The sequence below is a fragment of the Streptomyces sp. NPDC005574 genome, from assembly GCF_040605435.1.
GTDB lineage: Bacteria > Actinomycetota > Actinomycetes > Streptomycetales > Streptomycetaceae > Streptomyces.
Genome location: NZ_JBEXCW010000011.1, coordinates 117,871 through 139,505 on the forward strand (window position 1 = coordinate 117,871; position 21,635 = coordinate 139,505).

Sequence of the window (21,635 nt, forward strand, 5' to 3'; positions counted from 1 at the left end):
GCTGTCGGTGCGGTGCGGTGCGTTCGCCGGCCGCTGGGGCAGTGATCGTAGGACGGTCGTCGGCGAACCCATGCGACCTGGGCTGCCCTGTCCGCCCGTGGGTGCGTTCGTTCGGCGCGCACAGCGGGGGTCACGGATCTTCTCAGCCCGCCAGGGCCGCCGTCAGTTCCTGCACTCTCACCACGTCCATGCGGGCCGGTGAGCCGAGGACCGAGGTTCCGCAGGTCTCCGGTCGGGGCGGCGAGGACGCGCCCTGGGCCACGACGACGCGCCAGTGGCGTCCGTCGGTGTGCGCGACGGTCACCTCCCAGCGCGGCGCCGTACCGTCGGTCCGTACGACGGTCAGGGCGTCCGCCGCGTACTCGTGCACCGAGGTGCGCACGGCGAGCTCCGCCGCCTGTCCGGGCCGCTCCCAGGCGGAGTTCCCGCGGCAGCCGTCCACGACGACCCGCCCTTCCTGGACGTCGTGCAGGATCGCCTCCACGTCGGCGGCTCCGACCCGGCCGTAGGCGTGTCCGTACGGCAGGACGAGCAGCGTCGGTGAGAAACGGTGACCACCCAGATGGGTGACCTCCCAGGTGCCATCCGCGCCGGAGGCGGCCAGTTCGGCCGCGAGGGGCCGCCCGAGCAGCGCACAGCAGCGGTCACGCCTGCCGTTGGTGCACACGAGCGCGAGAGGGTTGCCCGCGTGGGGCCGGCCCTGCACCGCCCGGTCGAAGCCGCGGTGGTCTCCCGCGCCGAGAGCGGCGAAGTCGATGTCCAGGAGACGCCGGGGATCGCAGGTGGTGGCCTCGTGCAGCCAGGCGTTCCCTGGCCTGGTGTGAGCCGCGTACACCTGACGCGCGGTGACCGTGCCGCTGTCGGCGTGCCGGCCGGGCCGCCGGATGAGCGCCACACGTACGCCCGTGCCCTCCGAGGCGGCTTCGAGGGCGCGCCCGACCAGGGGGTCCAGGTGGCTGGAAGTGAGCGCTCTGGGGCCCCACGGCCCGGGCTGCTCGATGAGCAGCCAGGCGCTCGCGGTGGGCGCGGTTCCCGAGAGGGGCTCGTCGAGGCTCTGGGAGACGGTTGAGCACGTACTCACAGAGGTGAGCCTAACCTGACTTGAACCGGGATCGCGTTCGGCCGTCGTGTCGTCCTACTCCGGAAGGGGCTGCGGGGGTCGCGCGCCCACGTAGTGACCGCTCGGTCGCATGCGCAGGGGGCGTTCCCCGTACTCCTCCAGGGCATGGGCGATCCAGCCCGCCGTACGGGCCACGGCGAAGATCGTCTCGCCCGCCGTCGGAAGCATGCCGGACGACGCCGTGAACACGGCGAGAGCCAGGTCGACGTTGGCGTGCAACGGGGTGTGCCGTGCGGCGGTGGCCACGATGTCGCGGGCCGCGGCGAGCGCGGGGGCCGCGCGGGGGAGTTCCTCCAAGAGGCCGAACAGAGCACGCGCGCGTGGGTCCTCGCCGGGATACAGCCGGTGGCCCAGCCCGGGGATGCGGCGGCCCGCGCGCAGCTCGTCCGCGATCACGGGCGCCGCGCTGCCGTGGTCGAGCACGTCGAGCAGCAGCCGGTGGGCGACTCCGCTGGCGGCGCCGTGCAGGGGGCCCTCCAGCACGCCGAGCCCGGCGGAGACGGCCGCGTAGGCGTGCGCGCGGGCCGACGCGGCGACGCGCACCGCGAGGGTCGAGGCCGCGAGGTCGTGGTCCACGAGGAGGGCGAGCGCCGTGTCCAGGACGCGCAGGGAGGTCTCGTCGGCGGCCGTCCCGCTGAGGCGTGTCCACAGCCGGTGGGCGAGGGGACCGCCCTCACGGTGGCCCCGCCCCGCCGGAGGCAGTGCGGCGACCAGGGTCGGGATGAGGGTGCGCGCGGTGCCGAGCACGGACTCCTCGGACAGGTCGAAGCGGAGCGGGTCCGCGGCCGACGCGGCGATCGCGGCGACCCGCAACCGGTCCGTGGGAGTGGTGTGTTCGGGCAGTGCCTCCACCGCGCGCCGGGCGACTGCGACCGAGGCGCGGGGCGCGGTGAAGACGACGCCGGGGCTCAACCGCCCGGTCCACAGCCATTCGGCGACTTCTTCGTAGGAATGGCGAGCGGCCAGTTCGACCGCGTCGACACCGCGGAAGTAGTACCGGTCCGTGTCGATGAGCGTGAGGCGCGTGCGCACGGACAGCTCGCCGCCGCCGATCGAACTCGGGCCACTGTCGCGTCTGTTGCGCCGGGCGAGAGCCTCCACCTCCCGGGCGTCGAAGGTGCTGCCCCGGCCGCCGGGGACGCGCCGACTGCCCAGCTGGCCCCGGCTCACGTACGCGTACACGGTCTCGGGCTTCACGCCGAGCAGTTCGGCGGCCTCTTTGGTGCTCAGCCGCCGCTCCGTGTCGCCGGGGGCGGGTTCTTGATCGCGCATGGAGGTCACCGTAGCCGTGTCTGCCTACATTGACTGAATCAATGTGGATAACCGGCGACCGCACCCGGTCATCCGAGCCGAGCTCAGCAATCTCGATCCGTCCGCATGCGCTCCCCTCAAGTGGCGTGCACTCGGATCTGGATGCCGCTCGGCCCGTCTCAGAGCACCGCCGGGACCGCTACGGGTGGTTGCGGTCCCACGTACCGCGCCGCCGGACGGATGATCTTCGAGTCCTCCGCCTGTTCCACGATGTTCGCGCTCCAGCCGACCACCCGTGCCGCCGCGAACGTCGGGGTGAACATCTCCCGTGGCAGTCCGCACAGTTCCATGACCACTCCGGCGTAGAACTCGACGTTCGTGTGCAGTTCACGGCCGGGTTTGAGCTCTGCCAGGATCGCTTCCACCTGCCGTTCGACCTCGACGGCGAAGTCGACCAGCGGGCCGCCGAACCGCTCCGCGATGCCGCGCAGCATGCGGGAACGGGGATCCTCGGTGCGGTAGACGGGGTGTCCGAAGCCCATGATGCGCTCACCGGCGAGAACGTGCTCACGAATCCAGGGGTCGATGCGGTCGGGGCTGCCGATCGCGTCCAGCGTGTCCAGTGCGCGACTGGGCGCGCCACCGTGCAGGGGGCCCGAGAGCGCGCCGACCGCCCCCACCAGGGCCGCCGCCACGTCCGCGCCCGTCGATGCGATCACTCTCGCCGAGAAGGTCGAGGCGTTGAACCCGTGGTCGATCGTGGAGATCAGGTACTGCTCGATCGCCCTCGCCCGCTCCGGATCCGGCTCGGAACCGGTCAGCATGTACAGGTAGTTCGCGGCGTACGGCAGATCCGCGCGCGGCTCGACGGGCTCCAAGCCGTGTCCCAGCCGGTACAGCGCGGTCAGAAGGGTGGGAACGGCCGCCGCGGCTGCGATCGTGTCGGCGCGCCGCTGCTCCGCGTCCAGGTCGTACACCGGCCGGAACCCCTTCGCGGCCCCGAGCATCGACAGCGCACTGCGCAGGCCGGCGAGCGGACCGGACCGTCCGTTCGCCGCGGCGACGGCGGGCAGCGCGGCGCGCACCTCGTCGGGCAGACGGCGGAGCTGTGCGGTGTGTGCGGTGAACGCGGACAGTCGTGCCGTGTCCGGCAGGTCGCCGTGGATCATCAGGTGCCAGACGTCCTCGAAGCCGCGGCTTTGCGCGAGGTCGACGGCCGAGTACTGGCGATAGTGGTAGAAGCCCTCCAGTCCCCTGACGTCACCCAGTGCGGTCTCGGTGACGACGACGCCCGCGAGGCCCCGCGGTACGTCTATGGAGGTGGACGCGGCGCGATTGATCAGCATGATTCCTCCTCGAACTTGATCCGACTATCAATCCTTGACAGAGTTATCGTCAATATTGATTGAATCAACCTTGAGGTGGACCATGCTTGTCAGAGAAGGAAGCGGTGGGCGGAGGAGGCGAGGAAACGCGTGTGGCCTGGTGTCGTTCTGACGCCAGGCCTCATCGTTGGTGACCGGGCAGCGACGGGGTGCCGGGCTGCTCGCTATGTGGTGCCCGACTCGCTCAACGGTTTCGTGCGCTCGGGGGGTGGGACGGGACGGGTCGGGGTGGACTCGTGCTCGTGCGGTGGTGTCAGGCGTCGGGGATGTCCGCCTTGGCGCGGATCAGCGTCTCCCTGCTCACGATGACAATGCGTTCGTAGTCGGCGCGCCCGGCGTCCGCAGGCAGTTCACCGTCCAGCGCCTCGGTGGCCTCGGTGCCGATCACGGCGAAGTTTCCGTCACTGAGTTCGAACACGTCCGGGCAGGTGGATCCTGAGCTACTGCCACGGGCGCTCGGGGGCACACCGATGCGGCGCACGATCTTCAAGAGTTACCGGTCCTTAGGGTGTGGGCACAGTGCTGAGCAGAAGGTAAGGGATTCAAGAGGTGTCCGTGGCCGACATCCACAAAAGTCGCTCAGGTGTGTCGTGATGCTGAAGGGTTGACCGGTTCGTGCGCCTGGGAGGGCCGGGGTCGTCAGTCCGTCGGAGGCGTTCCCACCACCCACCACTCGTCCGTGTCGGCCTCGTCGAGGTCCGAGACGAGTCCGTCGACCATGTGGCCGATCGATGCCTCCTCGGACGACTGGTTCAAAGCCGCCCGCTGGGTCTTCGAGGCCCTCCAGTACTCACGGAAGAGGGGGCTCTGGAAGAACTCACGCAGACGCGTGTACAGCTCCTCCCGGTCCACGAGGCCCGCCTGGTACAGGTGGAACAGATGGACGTACCAGGCGTTGGCGTAGAAGAACTGGCGACGCCGCTCCACGGGGATGCTCTTGTCCCAGGTGTCGATCACCGCGGCCAGGGAGGGGTCGTCGATGGCCCGGGCGAGCAGTTCCCAGTGCATGAGTTGCTGATGGGCCAGGGCGGTACGCCGGATCGTCAACTCCGCCAGCTGCAGGCGCCGTTCCTCCAGGCGCTGTTCCGCCAGACGCGCCGCTTCCTGACGCCGTTGCCGGGCCGCCAGTGCCATCGTGGCGGCGGCGAGCGCAAGGCTCAGAGCGGTTGAGCCTGCCCTCCCCGCTGCGTTCTTCTGTGTGGCCATGTCAAACCCCCGGAATCAGGCGGCCGTCCGCCGGTCGTCGGGGTGCGGGTCGACTGATGGGGACCGGCGAGCGGTGGGCGGCGCTTGCCGTCTCCCATGGTGCCGAGCGGCTCTGATCGGCGGGGAGGCGGAGAGGAGGCGCACAGAGGGAAGCGAGGGTCGCACACTCCGGCGCCTGCCCAACGTCTGCCCAGCAAAGGCTGCTAACAATCGTTCACTTCGCGGAGATTCTTCCCGCTCGTATCCTGTGTCGGCATTCAATCTTCGTACGTGTGCCGGACCGTGAGCCGGTGCACGCGTGGGCGTGAGAGGTCGCACGTTGAGTCAGTCGAGTCCGCATTCGAGCGCCAGTCCCGGTTCCGGCCCGCACCGGCGGCAGATCCCCGTCGTCGTCCTCGCCGGATTCCTGGGTTCCGGCAAGACCACCCTCCTCAACCATCTCCTCCACCGCAGCGGCGGCAGCCGTATCGGCGCCCTCGTGAACGACTTCGGTGCCATCGAGATCGACGCGATGGCCGTCGCGGGCGCGCTCGGCGACTCCACCGTCTCGCTCGGCAACGGGTGCCTGTGCTGTGCCGTCGACGCCGGCGAACTCGACGTCTACCTGGAGCGACTGGCCCGGCCCACCGCCGGCATCGACGTCATCGTCATCGAGGCCAGCGGTCTCGCCGAGCCGCAGGAACTCGTGCGCATGGTGCTCGCCAGCGAGCACCCGGGAATCGTGTACGGCGGTCTCGTCGAGGTCGTCGACGCCGCCGAGTTCGACGACACCCGGGTCAGGCATCCCGAGGTCGACCGGCATCTCGCGCTCGCCGACCTCGTCGTCGTCAACAAACTCGACCGGGCACCGGAGCCGGAGCGGATCCTCGGCCTGGTGCGGTCCCTCACCGACCGGGCCGCGGTCGTCCCCGCCACCTACGGCCGTATCGATCCGGAGTTCCTCTTCGACTGCCGGCCGAGCGAGGAGCGCGTGGGGCAACTGTCCTTCGACGACCTGCCCGAGCGCGATGAGCCCGCCGCGCCCACCGACCGTCCCGCAGACACCGCGCCCACCCCACTCACCACCCGCGGCGAGCCCACCGCCCACGACGGGCACGCCGGACAAGACGCGCACGGCGATCACCTGCACACCGCCTACGACAGCCTGTCCTTCACCTCCGACGTCCCGCTCGATCCGCGTCGGCTGATGCGGTTTCTCGACAGCAGGCCGGAAGGGCTGTACCGGATCAAGGGGCACGTCGACTTCGGACCGCACGATCCCGGCAACCGGTACGACGTCCACGCCGTCGGGCGGTTCCTGCGTTTCTACCCGCAGGCGTGGCCGGCCGCCGGGGACCAGCTCACGCAGCTCGTGCTCATCGGCTCCGGCATCGACGTGCCCGCCCTCGGCAAGGAGCTCGACGGGTGCAGAAGCGACGCCCCGCACGCCGACGAGCACGGCATGTGGGGCGTCCTGCGCTACGTACAGGACCCCGAAGAGCCGGACTTCGAGATGTCGGACCCCGAGGAGTGGGGCGGCACCGCGGGGAGGCTCTGGAGCGGTTCGGCCACCACCGACGAGAGGGGTCCGACCAGCGCTGACTAGAGCGGTCCCGCCACCACCGACACCGTCTTCGCCAGGGACACGCCCGAGCCGTCGCGCCGCGGGTCCATCTCCGGGAGTTCGGCCGGCATGCCGTTCTTCTGGGCGGCGCGCGCCGGAACGGGACCCGCCCAGCCCAGGGACAGGCAGTCCTCGCCCTTCAGGAAGCGCTGGCAGCGGACGCCGCCGGTCGCCCGGCCCTTGCGCGGGTACTGGTCGAACGGGGTCAGCTTGGCCGTCGTCTGTACGGAGTCGTCGAGGGTGCCGCGCGAACCGGCGACGGTGAACACCACCGCGTCCGCGGCCGGGTCGACAGCGGTGAACGAGATGACCTTGGCGCCGTCGGTGAGCTTGACGCCCGCCATACCGCCCGCCGCACGGCCCTGGGGACGAACCTGGGAGGCCTGGAACCGCAGCAGCTGCGCGTCGTCCGTGATGAAGACGAGGTCCTCCTCGCCGGTGCGCAGCTCGACCGCGCCGACGATCCGGTCGCCCTCCTTGAGAGTGACGACCTCCAGCTCATCCTTGTTGGACGGGTAGTCGGGGACCACGCGCTTGACGACGCCCTGTTCCGTGCCGAGCGCCAGTCCGGGCGACGACTCGTCGAGCGTGGTCAGACAGATCACGGTCTCGGTGCCCTCCAGGGACACGAACTCCGCCAGCGGCGCGCCGCCCGCGAGGTTCGGTGCCGCAGCGGTGTCCGGGAGCTGCGGCAGGTCGACCACGTTCAGGCGCAGCAGGCGGCCACCCGAGGTGACCACGCCGACCTCGCCGCGCGCGGTCGTCGGCACCGCCGAGACGATCACGTCGTGCTTGGTGCGCTTGCCGTCGGCGTCCTCCGGGAAGGGGTCGCCGTTCGCCGTACGGGCCAGCAGTCCCGTCGAGGACAGGAGCACCCGGCACGGGTCGTCGGCCACCTGGAGGGGGACGGCCGACACGGTGGTGCCCGCCGACTCCAGCAGGATCGTGCGCCGCTCGGTGCCGAACTTCTTGGCGACCGCGGCGAGTTCGGCGGAGACCAGCTTGCGCAGCTCGGTGTCCGAGTCGAGGATCCGGGTCAGCTCCGCGATCTCCGCGTTCAGCCGCTCCTTCTCCGACTCCAGCTCGATCCGGTCGAACCGGGTGAGGCGGCGCAGCGGCGTGTCCAGGATGTACTGCGTCTGGATCTCGGAGAGGGAGAAGCGCTCCATCAGGCGTTCCTTCGCCTGCGCGGAGTTGTCGCTGGAGCGGATGAGGCGGATCACCTCGTCGATGTCCAGCAGTGCCGTGAGCAGGCCCTCGACCAGGTGCAGGCGGTCGCGCTTCTTGCCGCGGCGGAACTCCGAGCGGCGGCGTACGACGGTGAAGCGGTGGTCGAGATAGACCTCCAGGAGTTCCTTGAGGCCCAGCGTGAGGGGCTGGCCGTCCACCAGTGCCACGTTGTTGACGCCGAAGGACTCCTCCATCGGCGTGAGCTTGTAGAGCTGCTCCAGGACGGCCTCCGGCACGAAGCCGTTCTTGATCTCGATGACCAGGCGCAGGCCGTGCGCGCGGTCGGTGAGGTCCTTGACGTCGGCGATGCCCTGGATCTTCTTCGCGCCGACCAGGTCCTTGATCTTGGCGATGACCTTCTCGGGACCGACCGTGAAGGGCAGCTCGGTGACGACGAGACCCTTGCGGCGGGCGGTGACCGTCTCCACGGAAACCGTCGCCCGGATCTTGAAGGTGCCGCGGCCCGTCTCGTACGCGTCGCGGATGCCGGAGAGGCCGACGATGCGGCCGCCCGTGGGCAGGTCGGGGCCCGGGACGAGCCGCATCAGGGCGTCGAGGTCGGCGTTCGGGTAGCGGATCAGGTGACGCGCGGCGGCGATGACCTCGGCGAGGTTGTGCGGCGGCATGTTGGTGGCCATACCGACCGCGATGCCCGACGCGCCGTTCACCAGGAGGTTGGGGAAGGCGGCCGGCAGGGCCACCGGCTCCTGCTCCTGGCCGTCGTAGTTGGGGGCGAAGTCGACCGTGTCCTCGTCGATGGACTCCGTCATCAGGCTCGCGGGCTCGGCGGCCTTGCACTCGGTGTACCGCATGGCGGCCGGCGGGTCGTCGTTGCCCAGGGAGCCGAAGTTGCCGTGGCCGTCGACCAGGGGCACCCGCATGGAGAACGGCTGGGCCATGCGGACCAGGGCGTCGTAGATCGACGCGTCGCCGTGCGGGTGCAGCTTGCCCATGACCTCGCCGACGACACGGGCGCACTTCACGTACCCGCGGTCGGGGCGCAGCCCCATCTCGTTCATCTGGTAGACGATGCGGCGGTGCACCGGCTTGAGGCCGTCGCGGGCGTCCGGCAGGGCTCGGGAGTAGATGACCGAGTACGCGTACTCGAGGAAGGAGCCCTGCATCTCGTCGACGACGTCGATGTCGAGGATCTTCTCCTCGTACGAGTCGTCGGGCGGCGGGGTCTTCGTGCTGCGGCGGGCCATCGCTGCCGGCTCCTTGCTCAAGCGTGAACGGGATCTGACGCGGACCATTGTGGACCGCGGCACTGACAACGCGGACCAGGACCCGATGCCGGGCCCCCGGCCCGGCGTTCACAGGTGCCGCTGCTTCGGAACAGGTGCCGCCGTGCGGCACGACTGCCCGCAGGCTACGCGATCCGCTGTGGGCGTATGTCGCCCGGGAACTTCGCCGACGCTCCGCACGCTTGCATACAGTGGCAGGACAGCAGGAAAACCGCGGTATTCGACGACCGCATCCGCGATCGAAGGGACGACATGCCCATGGGTCACACGGCCACAGCGCAGGCAGGCTCCGGCGGCCTGACAGCGACAGAGCACCGCCTGGCCAACGGCCTGCGCGTGGTGCTCTCCGAGGACCACCTGACCCCGGTCGCGGCGGTGTGCCTCTGGTACGACGTCGGCTCGCGCCACGAGGTCAAGGGCCGTACCGGCCTGGCTCACCTTTTCGAGCACCTGATGTTCCAGGGCTCCGGCCAGGTCAAGGGCAACGGCCACTTCGAGCTCGTCCAGGGCGCGGGCGGCTCACTCAACGGCACCACCAGCTTCGAGCGCACCAACTACTTCGAGACCATGCCGACCCACCAGCTGGAGCTCGCCCTCTGGCTGGAGGCCGACCGCATGGGCTCCCTCCTCGCGGCCCTGGACGACGAGTCCATGGAGAACCAGCGGGACGTCGTGAAGAACGAGCGCCGCCAGCGCTACGACAACGTCCCCTACGGCACCGCGTTCGAGAAGCTGACCGCCCTCGCCTACCCGGAGGGCCACCCCTACCACCACACGCCGATCGGCTCCATGGCCGACCTGGACGCGGCGACGCTGGAGGACGCGCGCGCGTTCTTCCGTACCTACTACGCGCCCAACAACGCGGTCCTGTCGGTGGTCGGCGACATCGACCCGGAGCAGACACTCGCCTGGGTCGAGAAGTACTTCGGTTCCATCGCCTCCCACGACGGGAAGCCCGCCCCGCGCGACGGCACGCTGCCCGAGACCCTCGGCGAGCAGCTGCGCGAGGTCGTCGAGGAGGAGGTCCCGGCGCGCGCCCTGATGGCCGCCTACCGGCTGCCGAACGACGGCACGCGCGCGTGCGACGCGGCCGACCTGGCGCTGACCGTCCTCGGCGGCGGCGAGTCCTCCCGCCTCTACAACCGGCTCGTACGGCGCGACCGTACGGCTGTGGCGGCCGGCTTCGGTCTGTTGCGGCTGGCGGGTGCGCCCTCCCTGGGCTGGCTGGACGTGAAGACCTCCGGTGACGTCGAGGTGCCGGTCATCGAGGCCGCCATCGACGAGGAGCTCGCCCGGTTCGCCGAGGAGGGGCCCACGCCCGAGGAGATGGAGCGCGCCCAGGCCCAGTTGGAGCGCGAGTGGCTGGACCGGCTCGGCACGGTCGCCGGCCGCGCCGACGAACTGTGCCGCTACGCCGTCCTGTTCGGCGACCCGCAGCTCGCCCTGACCGCCGTGCAGCGCGTGCTGGAGGTGACGGCCGAGGAGGTCCAGGAGGTCGCCAAGGCCCGGCTGCGCCCCGACAACCGGGCCGTGCTGGTCTACGAGCCCACCGAGGGCACCGATAACCAGGCTGACGAGGACGAGAACGAGGAGGCGGCCAAGTGACCGAGCTCGCCACGATGGACTTCCACCCCCAGCCGCAGGCCGGCGAGGCGCGGCCGTGGGCGTTCCCGGCCCCCGAGCGCGCGACGCTCGACAACGGCCTGACGGTCCTGCGCTGCCACCGCCCCGGCCAGCAGGTCGTCGCCGTCGAGGTGCTCCTGGACGCGCCTCTGGACGCCGAACCGGCCGGTCTCGACGGCGTCGCCACGATCATGGCCCGCGCCTTCTCGGAGGGCACCGACAAGCTCTCCGCCGAGGAGTTCGCCGCCGAGCTGGAGCGCTGCGGCGCCACTCTCGACGCGCACGCCGACCACCCCGGTGTCCGCCTGAGCCTCGAAGTGCCGGTCTCCCGCCTGCCCAAGGCACTCGACCTGCTCGCCGACGCCCTGCGGGCCCCGGCGTTCGCGGACAGCGAGGTCGAACGCCTCGTCCGCAACCGGCTCGACGAGATCCCGCACGAGCTGGCCAACCCCTCCCGTCGGGCCGCCAAGGAGCTCTCCAAGGAGCTGTTCCCGGCCACCGCGCGCATGTCGCGCCCGCGCCAGGGCACCGAGGAGACGGTCACCGCGATCGACTCCGCGGCCGTACGCGCCTTCTACGAGAAGCACGTCCGCCCCGCCACCGCGACCGCCGTGGTCGTCGGTGACCTCACCGGCATCGACCTCGACGCGCTGCTGGGCGACACGTTGGGCGCCTGGACCGGCTCGCAGGCCGAGCCCCGGCCGGTGCCGCCCGTGACCGCCGACGACGCGGGCCGGGTCGTCATCGTGGACCGTCCCGGTGCCGTCCAGACGCAGCTGCTCATCGGCCGCGTGGGTCCCGACCGGCACGACCGGGTGTGGCCCGCGCGCGTGCTGGGCACCTACTGCCTCGGCGGCACCCTCACCTCCCGCCTGGACCGCGTCCTGCGCGAGGAGAAGGGCTACACCTACGGCGTGCGGGCGTTCGGCCAGGTGCTGCGCTCCGCCCCGGACGGCACCGGTGCCGCGATGCTCGCGATCAGCGGCTCCGTCGACACGCCCAACACCGGTCCCGCTCTCCAGGACCTGTGGACCGTGCTCCGCACGCTCGCCGAGGGCGGGCTCACCGACGCCGAGCGCGATGTCGCCGTACAGAACCTGGTCGGCGTGGCGCCGTTGAAGTACGAGACCGCGGCGGCCGTCGCGGGCACGCTGGCCGACCAGGTCGAGCAGCACCTGCCCGACGACTACCAGGCGACGCTGTATCAGCAGCTCGCCGCGACCGGCACGGTGGAGGCCACGGCGGCGGTCGTGAGCGCCTTCCCGGTGGACCGTCTGGTCACGGTCCTCGTCGGTGACGCGGCCCAGATCAAGGAGCCCGTGGAGGCTCTCGGCATCGGCGAAGTCACCGTCGTCTCCGCCGAGTAGCGGACCGGCCGGCCGGCCGACGGCCGGACACGCCTACGGGGCCCTGGTGACTGAGGAGTCGTCAGGGCCGCCGTATGTCCGAATTGAGGGAGTGCACTCCTGTCTGGCCTGTGGCGTGCGCTACAAAAAGCGTGATCCGTTTGAGGATTGAAAGCAGCCGCGTCTAGCGTCATGCCGGCTGTCCGTCAGGCACCGCGCCGCATCCGCGGCACCGGGCAGTCATCGCCGAGTCCCCGTACGGCGCGAGCCAGGGGAGCCGGGGACCCACCATGTGTCCCTGGGGTGAATCGGACGCCCGCGCGCAAGCGAGGGGGTCCGTAGGAGACCTTCCTGCTCCGAACCCGTCAGCTAACCCGGTAGGCGAGAAGGAAGGAAAGGACCCACCACTTCATGGCGTTCACCCGCGCCGCCGGGAAGCACCGTCGTCCCAGCCGGATGCACCGCACCACCGTTCGCGCGGCGGGCGTCGCCGCGCTCGCCACCACCGGTGTCGTCGGCACCCTGGCCGCTCCCGCGCTCGCCGCGGAGCCCTCCGTCGAGCAGACCGGACTCACCCCGGTCATCACCATCGGTGACACGCTCGCCCAGAAGATCGACGCCCAGGCGGTCGCCCAGCAGCAGGCCGCCGAGGACACCGCGCGCAGGGAGGCCGCCGAGGCCGCCGCGCGCAAGGAGGCCGCGGCAGCCGCCGAGAGGGCCCACGAGGCCAAGCAGCGTGCCGCGCGCGAGGCGGAGCGCAAGCGTCTCAACACTTTCGTGCTGCCCGTCACCGGCTCCTACGTCTCCACCGGCTACCAGGCCAGCAGCGGCCTGTGGGCCTCCGGCAGCCACACCGGCATCGACTTCCACGCGGCGAGCGGCACGTCCGTGCACGCGGTCGGCTCGGGCACGGTCGTCGAGGCCGGCTGGGGCGGTTCCTACGGCAACAACGTCGTGATCAAGATGATTGACGGTACGTACACGCAGTACGGCCACCTGTCGTCCATCGGCGTCTCGGTGGGCCAGACGGTCACTCCCGGCCAGCAGATCGGCCTGTCCGGCGCGACCGGCAACGCCACCGGCCCGCACCTGCACTTCGAGGCCCGCACGACCGCGGAGTACGGCTCGGACATGGACCCGGTCGCCTACCTCCGGTCGCACGGCGTGAGCGTCTGACACCGGCCGCCACGCAGGCCGTACCGCCGTCAGCGGCGCGTAGCGGCCCCCGCGAGCGCTGACCGTCCCACGGCGGACGGCGGTACTTCCCGAAGCCCCGGCTCTCCAGCCGGGGCTTTCGGCGTTTCCGACCCCCCTCTGTCCAAAAAATATCCATGGATTCCGGCCCGCCGTCGGAAATTCCCGCTCATTGCAATAGAGTCACTGGACAAGCGTCAATCATCGACGTTTCACGGGGATTAAGGCGGAGGTCGGTCATGCGTATTCCGGCGCACTCGGTGTGCACGGCGATCCGGGACGACATCGTCGCCGGTGTCTACGAGCGTGGCAGCCGCCTCACCGAGGAACTGCTCGCCCGCCGCTACGGCGTCTCCCGCGTCCCCGTCCGCGAAGCCCTGCGCACCCTGGAGGCCGAGGGGTTCGTGGTGACCCGGCGGCACGCGGGCGCGTGCGTCGCGGAACCCACCGAGCAGGAGGGCGCCGACCTCCTGGAGATGCGCATGCTCCTGGAGCCGCTGGGCGCCTCACGCGCCGCGCAGCGGCGTACCGAGGCCCACCTCAAGGTGCTGCGCGGCCTGGTCAGGCTGGGCCAGGAGCGGGCCCGGCGGGGCAACAGCGAGGACCTGCGCTCCCTGGGAGGCTGGTTCCACGAGACGCTCGCCCAGGCGTCCGGCAGCCCGGCGCTGACGTCGATGCTGACCCAGCTGCGCCACAAGATCGCCTGGATGTTCGTGGTGGACGCGCCCGCCGACCCGGCGGACTCCTGGGCGGAGCACGGCGCGATCGTGGACGCCGTGGCGCGCGGCGACAGCGAGCGGGCGCGAGCGGTCACGGCACTGCACACGGAGCGCGCGACGACCGCGCACCGGCTGCGTTTCGGCGCGGGCGGCGACCGCTCCGACCGTGTGAGGAACTCGCAACCTCCCGTAAACATGTCGGGTCTGCGGCATTAACACGGGCACCGTATACAAAGAAGTGCAATTCGGCGGCCGGTATTTCTGCTGCCCTTTTCCGTGTGTGCCGGTGAATTCCGCGCCTGCGGCATTTGCATGTCCGTGACGGAGACGTGAACCGTGCGCGCGGTAAAAGCATCCTCCGGTACCGGAAAAACGACGCAGCCGCGCCGACCGGAAAGGCCGACGCGGCTGCGTGCTGTGGGGCGAAGGTGCTCAGACGGTCTCGGGGAGCTCCTCGAGGCCCTCGGCCACCAGCTTCGCGAGGCGGTCGAGCGCGGCGTCCGCGCCCTCCGCGTCGGAGGCGAGGACGATCTCCTCGCCACCCTGGGCGCCCAGGCCCAGGACAGCCAGCATGGAGGCCGCGTTGACGGGGTTGCCGTCGGCCTTGGCGATCGTCACGGGGACACCTGTGGCCGTGGTGGCCCGGACGAAGATGGAGGCGGGGCGGGCGTGGAGGCCCTCCGCCCAGCCGACGTTGACGCGGCGCTCAGCCATGTGATGCTGCCCTTCAGTGCTCAGGGTTGTCTAGACCAGTTTCCCATATGGTGAAGCATGCCCGGGGAGGGTGTCGTCCCGCCCCCCGGTGACCTCGGACCGCGGCCTCGGTCCGACGTCCGTCCTGCACAGACTGCCTCGCGCCGTTGTCGTACGCGAGCCGTACTCTGGGGCCCATGCAGACCTCGCCGGACCGGCACGAGTACCCCGCTCACTGGGAGGCCGACGTGGTGCTGCGCGACGGGGGTACCGCGCGCATCCGGCCCATCACCGTCGACGACGCCGAGCGCCTGGTCAGCTTCTACGAGCAGGTGTCGGACGAGTCGAAGTACTACCGCTTCTTCGCGCCCTACCCTCGCCTGTCCGCCAAGGACGTCCACCGCTTCACGCACCACGACTTCGTGGACCGGGTGGGACTCGCGGCCACCATCGGCGGCGAGTTCATCGCCACCGTACGCTACGACCGCATCGGCCCCGACGGCATGGCAGCCTCGGTGCCCGCCGACGAGGCAGAGGTCGCCTTCCTGGTGCAGGACGCCCACCAGGGGCGCGGTGTCGCCTCCACGCTCCTCGAACACATCGCGGCCGTCGCGCGCGAGCGCGGCATCCGCCGCTTCACCGCCGAGGTGCTGCCCGCCAACACCAAGATGATCAAGGTGTTCACGGACGCCGGCTACACCCAGAAACGCAGCTTCGAGGACGGCGTCGTCCACCTGGAGTTCGACCTCGAACCCACCGACCGCTCACTGGCCGTGCAGCGCGCGCGGGAACAGCGCGCCGAGGCGCACTCGGTAGGGCGGCTGCTGGCCCCCGGTTCGGTCGCCGTCATCGGAACCGGCCGTGCCCCCGGGGGCGTCGGCCGCAGTGTCCTCGACAATCTCAAGGACGCCGGTTTCACCGGCAGTCTCTACGCCGTGAACAAGGCGTTCCCCGAGGAGCAGAAGGAACTCGACGGCATCCCCGCCCACCGCTCGGTGCGTGACGTGGACGGGCGCGTCGACGTCGCGGTCGTCGCGGTGCCCGCCGAGCAGGTGCCCGAGGCCGTCGCCGAGTGCGGCGCGCACGGGGTGCAGGGTCTCGTCGTCCTCTCCTCCGGATACGCCGAGAGCGGCCCCGAGGGACGGGAGCGCCAGCGCGAACTCGTGCGGCACGCGCGCGCGTACGGGATGAGGATCATCGGGCCCAACGCCTTCGGGATCATCAACACCTCCCCGCGGATCCGGCTCAACGCCTCCCTCGCTCCCGAGATGCCGCGGCCGGGGCGGATCGGGCTGTTCGCACAGTCCGGTGCCATCGGTATCGCCCTGCTGTCCCGTCTGCACCGGCGCGGAGGAGGCGTCACCGGCACGACGGGCGTGTCCACCTTCGTGTCCTCCGGCAACCGGGCCGACGTCTCCGGCAACGACGTCCTCCAGTACTGGTACGACGACCCGGACACCGACGTCGCCCTCATGTACCTGGAGTCCATCGGCAACCCCCGTAAGTTCACCCGCCTCGCGCGGCGCACGGCCGCGGCGAAACCGCTGGTGGTGGTGCAGGGCGCCGGATCGGCACCGCAGGGACACGCCGTACGCGCGACGCGGCTGCCGCACGCGACGGTGTCCGCGCTGCTGCGCCAGGCCGGGGTGATCCGGGTGGAGACGATCACCGAGTTGGTGGACACCGGCCTGCTGCTCGCGCGGCAGCCGCTGCCGGCCGGGCCCCGGGTGGCGATCCTCGGGAACTCCGAGTCGCTGGGGCTGCTGACCTACGACGCGTGTCTTTCCGAGGGGCTGAGGCCGCTGACCCCGCTGGACCTGACGACGGGCGCGTCTCCGGACGACTTCCGCTCGGCGCTGTCGCGCGCGCTGACGGACGACGCGTGCGACGCGGTGGTCGTGACGGCCATCCCGGCGGTGGGGGAGGGGTCAGCGGGGGACGCCGCCCTGGCCGAGGCCCTGCGGGCGGCCGCCGACGAGGTTCCCGGGAAGCCGGTGCTGGTGGTCCACGTCGAACTCGGCGGCCTCGCCGAGGCGCTGTCGGCCGCGGCCAGTACCGCCCCGCAGGCGGGCCCGCCCGCCCGCGTGGCACCGGCCTCCGCCTCCCGCCCCACGGACCGACCGACGGCCGCGGACCCTGCACGCCCCTCGTCCGGCGACCCCGCCCAGCCCCTCACCGTGGGCCCCGCGCGGTCCTCCGCCGCCGGAACGGCACCCGGACCGGACTCCGGCACGCCCTCACCCCCGTCCGCGCGCGCCACGGCGCCGTCACCCGCGCAATCCCCGACCGCGCCCGTTCCCGACGGTGCGGCCCAGTCGTGCTCCCGGCTCATCCCGGCCTACCCGGCGGCGGAACGCGCGGTGCGGGCCCTCGCCGAAGCCGTGCGGTACGCGCAGTGGCGGCGGGAGGCCGCCGAGCCAGGCAGGGTCCCCGAGTACGAGGACATCGACGAGAGGCGGGCCGCCGGCCTGATCAGCGGGCTCCTCGCGCGCGGGGAGGGGCGCACCCTCGGCCCCGACGAGACCTGCGACCTGCTCGCCACCTACGGCGTCCAGGTGCACCGCGCGCTGCCCGCGCCCACTCCCGACGCCGCCGCCGAAGCCGCCCGCACCCTCGGCTACCCCGTCGCCCTCAAGGCCACCGCCCCGCACCTGCGACACCGCGCCGACCTCGGCGGCGTACGGCTGGACCTCGCGGACGAGGAGCAACTGCGCCGCGCATACGCCGAGTTGACGGAACTGTTCGGCAAGCCGGAGGAGCTGCGTCCGGTCGTTCAGGGAATGGCCCCGCGCGGGGTGGACACGGTGGTACGCGCGGTCATCGACCCGGCGGCCGGAGCGGTGCTGTCTTTCGGGCTCGCCGGCGCCGCCTCGCAACTGCTCGGGGACATGGCGCACCGGCTGGTTCCGGTCACCGACCGGGAGGCGACCTCGCTGGTGCGATCGATCCGGACGGCTCCGCTCCTGTTCGGCTGGCGCGGGTCGACGCCGGTCGACACCCCCGCGCTGGAGGAGCTGCTGCTACGGGTGTCGCGGCTGGTCGACGACCATCCCGAGGTCGTCGCGATCACCCTGGAGCCGATCGTGGTCGCCCCGCGCGGCCTGAGCGTGCTCGGCGCCTCCGTGCGTCTGGCCCCGCCGCCCGCCCGCGACGACCTGGGCCCGCGCACCCTCCCGGTCTACTGACCGGCCGGCCGTGGAACGGCCCTGCGGACCGCCCACCGACCGGCCGCGCTACGCACTTAGCGACGTTTCCTGTGTACGGAGCGGTGCCTCGCAGTCAGTGCGCCACCGTAGGATGGACGTCATGGCCAAGACCAGTACGACGACCCAGGGGCTGCGTGCGGCGATCGAGCGCAGCGGCTACTACCCGGCCCTCGTGGCCGAGGCGGTGGAGGCCGCCGTGGGCGGCGAGCCCGTCCGGTCGTACCTGGTCCACCAGGAGACGACGTTCGACCAGAACGAGGTGCGCCGGCATGTGACCGTGCTCGTCCTCACCGGCAACCGCTTCATCGTCAGCCACACCGACGAGCAGGCCGCGGACAGCACCTCTCCCACGCCGTACGCCACCACGTCCACCGAGTCGGTGAAGATCGGCCGGATCTCGTCGGTCGTGGTCAGCCGCGTGGTCGCCAACCCGGAGTCGTACACGCCGGGCACGCTGCCCCGCGAGATCGTGCTGACCATCGGCTGGGGCGCCGTCTCCCGGATCGACCTGGAGCCGGCCGCCTGCGGCGACCCCGACTGCGAGGCCGACCACGGCTACACGGGCAGCTCCACGGCGGACGACCTCAGCCTGCGGGTCAGCGAGGCGGGGGACGGCCCGGAGACGGTCCGCCAGGCCCTCACCTTCGCGCAGGCCATCTCCGAAGCGACCGCGGACGTGCCCCGCTGATGGCGCAGCCCACCGCCTGGGACCACCTCCCGGAACCCCTCGCCGTCGACTCCGCGCCGGTCCCGGAGTACGGCTCCGGTTCCCTCGCCGACCTGTTGCCCACCCTGGCGGCGGGCATGGCCGTACCGGGAATGACCGCCGCGATCACCGAGTTGACCGCGGCTGACCGCAACTGCGTCTTCCTGATCGACGGGCTCGGCTGGGAGCAGCTGCGGGCCCACCCGGACGAGGCGCCCTTCATGACCTCGCTCCTCGCCAGCTCGCGCGGCGGCACCGGGCGCCCCCTGACCACCGGGTACCCGGCGACCACCGCGACCTCCCTCGCCTCCGTCGGCACCGGCCGCCCGCCCGGCGCGCACGGTCTGCCCGGGTACACCGTGCGCAACCCGGAGACCGGCGCCCTGATGAACCAGCTGCGCTGGCAGCCGTGGACGTCGCCGAGCGCCTGGCAGCCGTACCCCACCGTCTTCCAGCTGGCCGACGCGGCCGGTGTGCACGCCGCCCAGGTGTCCTCGCCCACGTTCCAGAACACCCCGCTGACCAAGGTCGCGCTCAGTGGCGGAACGTTTCACGGACGGTTGACCGGCGAGGAGCGCATGGACCTCGCGGCCGAACAACTGGCCGCGGGCGACCGCTCCCTGGTCTACACGTACTACGCCGAACTCGACGGCGCCGGACACCGCTTCGGCGTGGACTCGGACTCCTGGCGCGGGCAGCTCATGCACGTCGACCGCCTCGTCCAGCGGCTGGCCGAGCAGCTGCCGCCGCGCACCGCGCTGTACGTCACCGCCGACCACGGCATGATCGACGTGCCCTTCGACGAAGAGCACCGCATCGACTTCGACGAGGACTGGGAGCTGCGCGCCGGGGTCGCCCTGCTGGGCGGCGAGGGCCGCGCCCGCCACGTCTACGCCGTACCGGGCGCCGCGAGCGACGTCCTGACCTGCTGGCGCGAGGTCCTCGGCGAGCAGTTCTGGGTGGCCTCGCGCGACGAGGCGATCGCGGCCGGCTGGTTCGGGCCGCCCGACGGATGCGACGCGCGGGTGTACGACCGTATCGGCGACGTGGTCGCCGCCGCGCGCGACGACGTCCTGATCATCGCCTCCGAGCGGGAGCCCAAGGAGTCGGCGATGGTCGGCAACCACGGCTCGATGACCCCTGCCGAGCAGCTCGTCCCGCTGCTCGAAGTACGCTCCTGACGTCTTACTCCCGCCCCTCCCGTTGCCGAAAGGTGCTCAACCTCCCATGTCCGAGCTGGTGTTCTTCTCCGGAACCATGGACTGCGGGAAGTCCACCCTGGCTCTGCAGATCGAGCACAACCGCTCGGCGCGCGGCCTCGTGGGCGTGATCTTCACCCGTGACGACAGGGCGGGCGAGGGCAAACTGTCCTCCCGGCTCGGCCTGGTGACGGACGCGGTCGAGGTCGAGGACGGGCAGGACCTGTACGGCTACCTCGTCGACCACCTGTCACAGGGCGGCCGCGCGGACTACGTCATCGCGGACGAGGCGCAGTTCCTGGCACCGGAGCAGATCGACCAGCTCGCGCGCCTGGTCGACGACGTGGGCCTCGACGTCTACGCGTTCGGCATCACGACCGACTTCCGCTCCAAGCTCTTCCCCGGTTCGCAGCGGCTGGTGGAGCTGGCCGACCGGGTCGAGGTCCTCCAGGTCGAGGCCCTGTGCTGGTGCGGTGCCCGGGCGACGCACAACGCTCGTACGACGGGCGGTGAAATGGTCGTCGAGGGCGAGCAGGTGGTCGTCGGCGACGTCGACCAGGCGGACGCCGTCGGTTACGAGGTGCTGTGCCGCCGGCACCACCGGCGCCGTATGACGGCCGCCACGGCGCGGGCGGCGGCACTGTCGCCGGACGTGCTGCCGAGGCCCGACATACTCCCGGTGTCGTCGGCCTAGTGCCGTGACCGGAAGGGTTTGCCGGAAGTTCGCGGCGTCCGGTGCGGTGCGTCGCGAGGCGGAGCATCGCCCGCGTACTGGATGTACTCGGGTGATGCGACAACGCGGCGTGGGGGTACCCCGGCCGAAGGCTGGGGGAGTGCCGTGCCGGGCGTCGCGAGCCGGTGAACCTTTCCGGTCACGGCACTAGACCGCGATCGCGCGGACGGCGGCCCGCCCGTAGGCCGGCCGCCGCCCGCGCCGGTCAGGATCAGTGCGGGTGCTCCAGCAGCGAGAACCTGGCGCCCTCGGGGTCGGCCACCGCGGCCACCCGCCCGTGGACGCTGTCCCGGGGCGGCTCCAGGAGGTGCCCGCCCAGGTCCACGAGCCGGCCGGCCGCCTCGTCGGCGTCGGCGACGGCGAAGTAGGTCATCCAGTGCGGGCCCCGCTCGCGCGGCAGGGCGTCGCCCACTCCGTGCAGGCCGGCCACAGCGCGACCCTCGATGTGCAGACTCACGTAGTCGAGGTCGTCGGGGCCCTCCGCCTCCTGCGCGTAACCGAACACGGCCTCGTAGAACTTGGCGACGTCCGCCGTCTCCGCGGTCACCAGTTCGTTCCACGCGGGAGCGCCGGGCACGCCGGTGATGGTCATGCCCAGGCGGGCCAGCGGCTGCCAGACGCCGAACACGGCACCCGACGGATCGGAGCAGATCGCCAGACGCCCGTCCTCCGCCGCGTCCAGCGGGCCCACGCCGAGCGTGCCGCCGCACAGCCGGACCGTTTCAGCGGTCAGGTCCACGTCCTCGGAGGCGAGGTACGGGGTCCAGGCGACCGGCAGATGGCGGTCGGGCGGCAACTGGCCGATGCCCGCCACCTCGTGGCCGTCCAGCAGGGCCCGCACGTAGGGGCCGAGCTGGTGCGGGCCGGGCTGGAACTCCCAGCCGAACAGCGATCCGTAGAAGTCCTGGGTCGCTTCCAGCCCGTGCACCATCAGACTTACCCAGCAGGGTGTGCCGGGCGCGTACCGAGCGTGCGTGTCGCCGTTCCGGCCGGCCGACCCACGTGCTTCGGTCATCGCCACTCTCTCTTCTCGGCCCCTCGCGGTGGCCGTGTCGCGTCCGTTGTCCGGACCCTGTGCCGATGCTCGCACCACGCGCGGTGCGAGGCGCTCCGGGCGCGCCGCACGGATGCGGGATCCGAGACCGGAGAATGCCGGGTGTGCGGCCTCTCGTCCTCA

General features: G+C 71.5%; 17 protein-coding genes and 1 riboswitch. Of the genes, 9 read left to right on the forward strand and 8 right to left on the reverse strand.

Features of this window, described 5'->3' with window-relative positions; translation table 11 throughout:
* Positions 1-142: 142 nt before the first annotated feature.
* From ABZT03_RS10840 to ABZT03_RS10860, 5 genes are all read right to left on the reverse strand, one after another.
* Positions 143-1,081, reverse strand: a complete 939-nt coding sequence (locus ABZT03_RS10840; RefSeq protein ID WP_356036528.1) for a sucrase ferredoxin — start codon at positions 1,079-1,081, stop codon at positions 143-145.
* 54 nt (positions 1,082-1,135) lie between these two features.
* The gene (locus tag ABZT03_RS10845; protein WP_356036531.1) at positions 1,136-2,392 is read right to left on the reverse strand and encodes a citrate synthase; all 1,257 of its coding nucleotides are present in this window, start codon (positions 2,390-2,392) and stop codon (positions 1,136-1,138) included.
* Between the two features lie 158 nt (positions 2,393-2,550).
* Positions 2,551-3,717: a citrate synthase gene (locus tag ABZT03_RS10850; protein WP_356036533.1), complete on the reverse strand. Its 1,167-nt coding sequence runs from the start codon at positions 3,715-3,717 to the stop codon at positions 2,551-2,553.
* Positions 3,718-4,009: 292 nt separating this feature from the next.
* Complete coding sequence (locus ABZT03_RS10855; RefSeq protein WP_356036536.1) at positions 4,010-4,246, reverse strand: hypothetical protein; 237 nt, start codon at positions 4,244-4,246, stop codon at positions 4,010-4,012.
* 149 nt (positions 4,247-4,395) lie between these two features.
* Entirely contained in the window at positions 4,396-4,962 is a 567-nt protein-coding gene (locus tag ABZT03_RS10860; protein ID WP_356036538.1) for a DUF6082 family protein, read from the reverse strand.
* Positions 4,963-5,281: 319 nt separating this feature from the next.
* On the opposite strand from ABZT03_RS10860, the gene ABZT03_RS10865 reads away from it, so the two are divergent.
* Positions 5,282-6,547 (forward strand): CobW family GTP-binding protein, encoded by a 1,266-nt coding sequence (locus ABZT03_RS10865; protein ID WP_356036541.1) that lies wholly within the window; start codon positions 5,282-5,284, stop codon positions 6,545-6,547.
* Here the strand turns inward: ABZT03_RS10865 and ABZT03_RS10870 are convergent.
* The gene (locus tag ABZT03_RS10870) at positions 6,544-9,000 is read right to left on the reverse strand and encodes a DNA topoisomerase IV subunit A (protein ID WP_356036544.1); all 2,457 of its coding nucleotides are present in this window, start codon (positions 8,998-9,000) and stop codon (positions 6,544-6,546) included. The two genes, ABZT03_RS10865 and ABZT03_RS10870, sit on opposite strands and share 4 nt — an antisense overlap.
* Before the next feature lie 291 nt (positions 9,001-9,291).
* On the opposite strand from ABZT03_RS10870, the gene ABZT03_RS10875 reads away from it, so the two are divergent.
* From ABZT03_RS10875 to ABZT03_RS10890, 4 genes are all read left to right on the forward strand, one after another.
* Positions 9,292-10,644 carry a pitrilysin family protein gene (locus ABZT03_RS10875; RefSeq protein ID WP_356036546.1) on the forward strand — a complete coding sequence of 451 codons (1,353 nt, stop codon included), beginning with the start codon at positions 9,292-9,294 and terminating at the stop codon, positions 10,642-10,644.
* Complete coding sequence (locus ABZT03_RS10880) at positions 10,641-12,029, forward strand: pitrilysin family protein (RefSeq protein WP_356036549.1); 1,389 nt, start codon at positions 10,641-10,643, stop codon at positions 12,027-12,029. The genes ABZT03_RS10875 and ABZT03_RS10880 overlap by 4 nt, the downstream gene beginning before the upstream one ends.
* 213 nt (positions 12,030-12,242) lie before the next feature.
* Positions 12,243-12,406, forward strand: a riboswitch (cyclic di-AMP (ydaO/yuaA leader).
* 13 nt (positions 12,407-12,419) lie between these two features.
* The gene (locus tag ABZT03_RS10885) at positions 12,420-13,184 is read left to right on the forward strand and encodes a M23 family metallopeptidase (protein ID WP_356036553.1); all 765 of its coding nucleotides are present in this window, start codon (positions 12,420-12,422) and stop codon (positions 13,182-13,184) included.
* A gap of 257 nt (positions 13,185-13,441) precedes the next feature.
* Positions 13,442-14,137 carry a GntR family transcriptional regulator gene (locus ABZT03_RS10890; protein ID WP_356036556.1) on the forward strand — a complete coding sequence of 232 codons (696 nt, stop codon included), beginning with the start codon at positions 13,442-13,444 and terminating at the stop codon, positions 14,135-14,137.
* Positions 14,138-14,353: 216 nt separating this feature from the next.
* Here ABZT03_RS10890 and ABZT03_RS10895 read toward each other — a convergent pair whose 3' ends face one another.
* Positions 14,354-14,635 carry an HPr family phosphocarrier protein gene (locus ABZT03_RS10895; protein WP_356036559.1) on the reverse strand — a complete coding sequence of 94 codons (282 nt, stop codon included), beginning with the start codon at positions 14,633-14,635 and terminating at the stop codon, positions 14,354-14,356.
* A gap of 176 nt (positions 14,636-14,811) precedes the next feature.
* Here ABZT03_RS10895 and ABZT03_RS10900 point away from each other — a divergent pair, with 176 nt between their 5' ends.
* The 4 genes from ABZT03_RS10900 to ABZT03_RS10915 all read left to right on the forward strand — a co-directional run bounded on the left by ABZT03_RS10900 (position 14,812) and on the right by ABZT03_RS10915 (position 20,419).
* On the forward strand, positions 14,812-17,799 hold the full coding sequence (locus tag ABZT03_RS10900) for a GNAT family N-acetyltransferase (RefSeq protein WP_356036561.1): 2,988 nt from the start codon (positions 14,812-14,814) through the stop codon (positions 17,797-17,799).
* A gap of 121 nt (positions 17,800-17,920) precedes the next feature.
* Entirely contained in the window at positions 17,921-18,508 is a 588-nt protein-coding gene (locus ABZT03_RS10905; RefSeq protein WP_356036564.1) for a DUF5998 family protein, read from the forward strand.
* Complete coding sequence (locus ABZT03_RS10910) at positions 18,508-19,707, forward strand: nucleotide pyrophosphatase/phosphodiesterase family protein (protein WP_356036567.1); 1,200 nt, start codon at positions 18,508-18,510, stop codon at positions 19,705-19,707. The genes ABZT03_RS10905 and ABZT03_RS10910 overlap by 1 nt, the downstream gene beginning before the upstream one ends.
* A gap of 46 nt (positions 19,708-19,753) precedes the next feature.
* Positions 19,754-20,419 carry a thymidine kinase gene (locus tag ABZT03_RS10915; RefSeq protein ID WP_356036570.1) on the forward strand — a complete coding sequence of 222 codons (666 nt, stop codon included), beginning with the start codon at positions 19,754-19,756 and terminating at the stop codon, positions 20,417-20,419.
* 250 nt (positions 20,420-20,669) lie between these two features.
* Here the strand turns inward: ABZT03_RS10915 and ABZT03_RS10920 are convergent, their stop codons facing one another.
* Positions 20,670-21,473 carry a VOC family protein gene (locus tag ABZT03_RS10920; protein WP_356036573.1) on the reverse strand — a complete coding sequence of 268 codons (804 nt, stop codon included), beginning with the start codon at positions 21,471-21,473 and terminating at the stop codon, positions 20,670-20,672.
* Between the last annotated feature and the right edge of the window lie 162 nt (positions 21,474-21,635).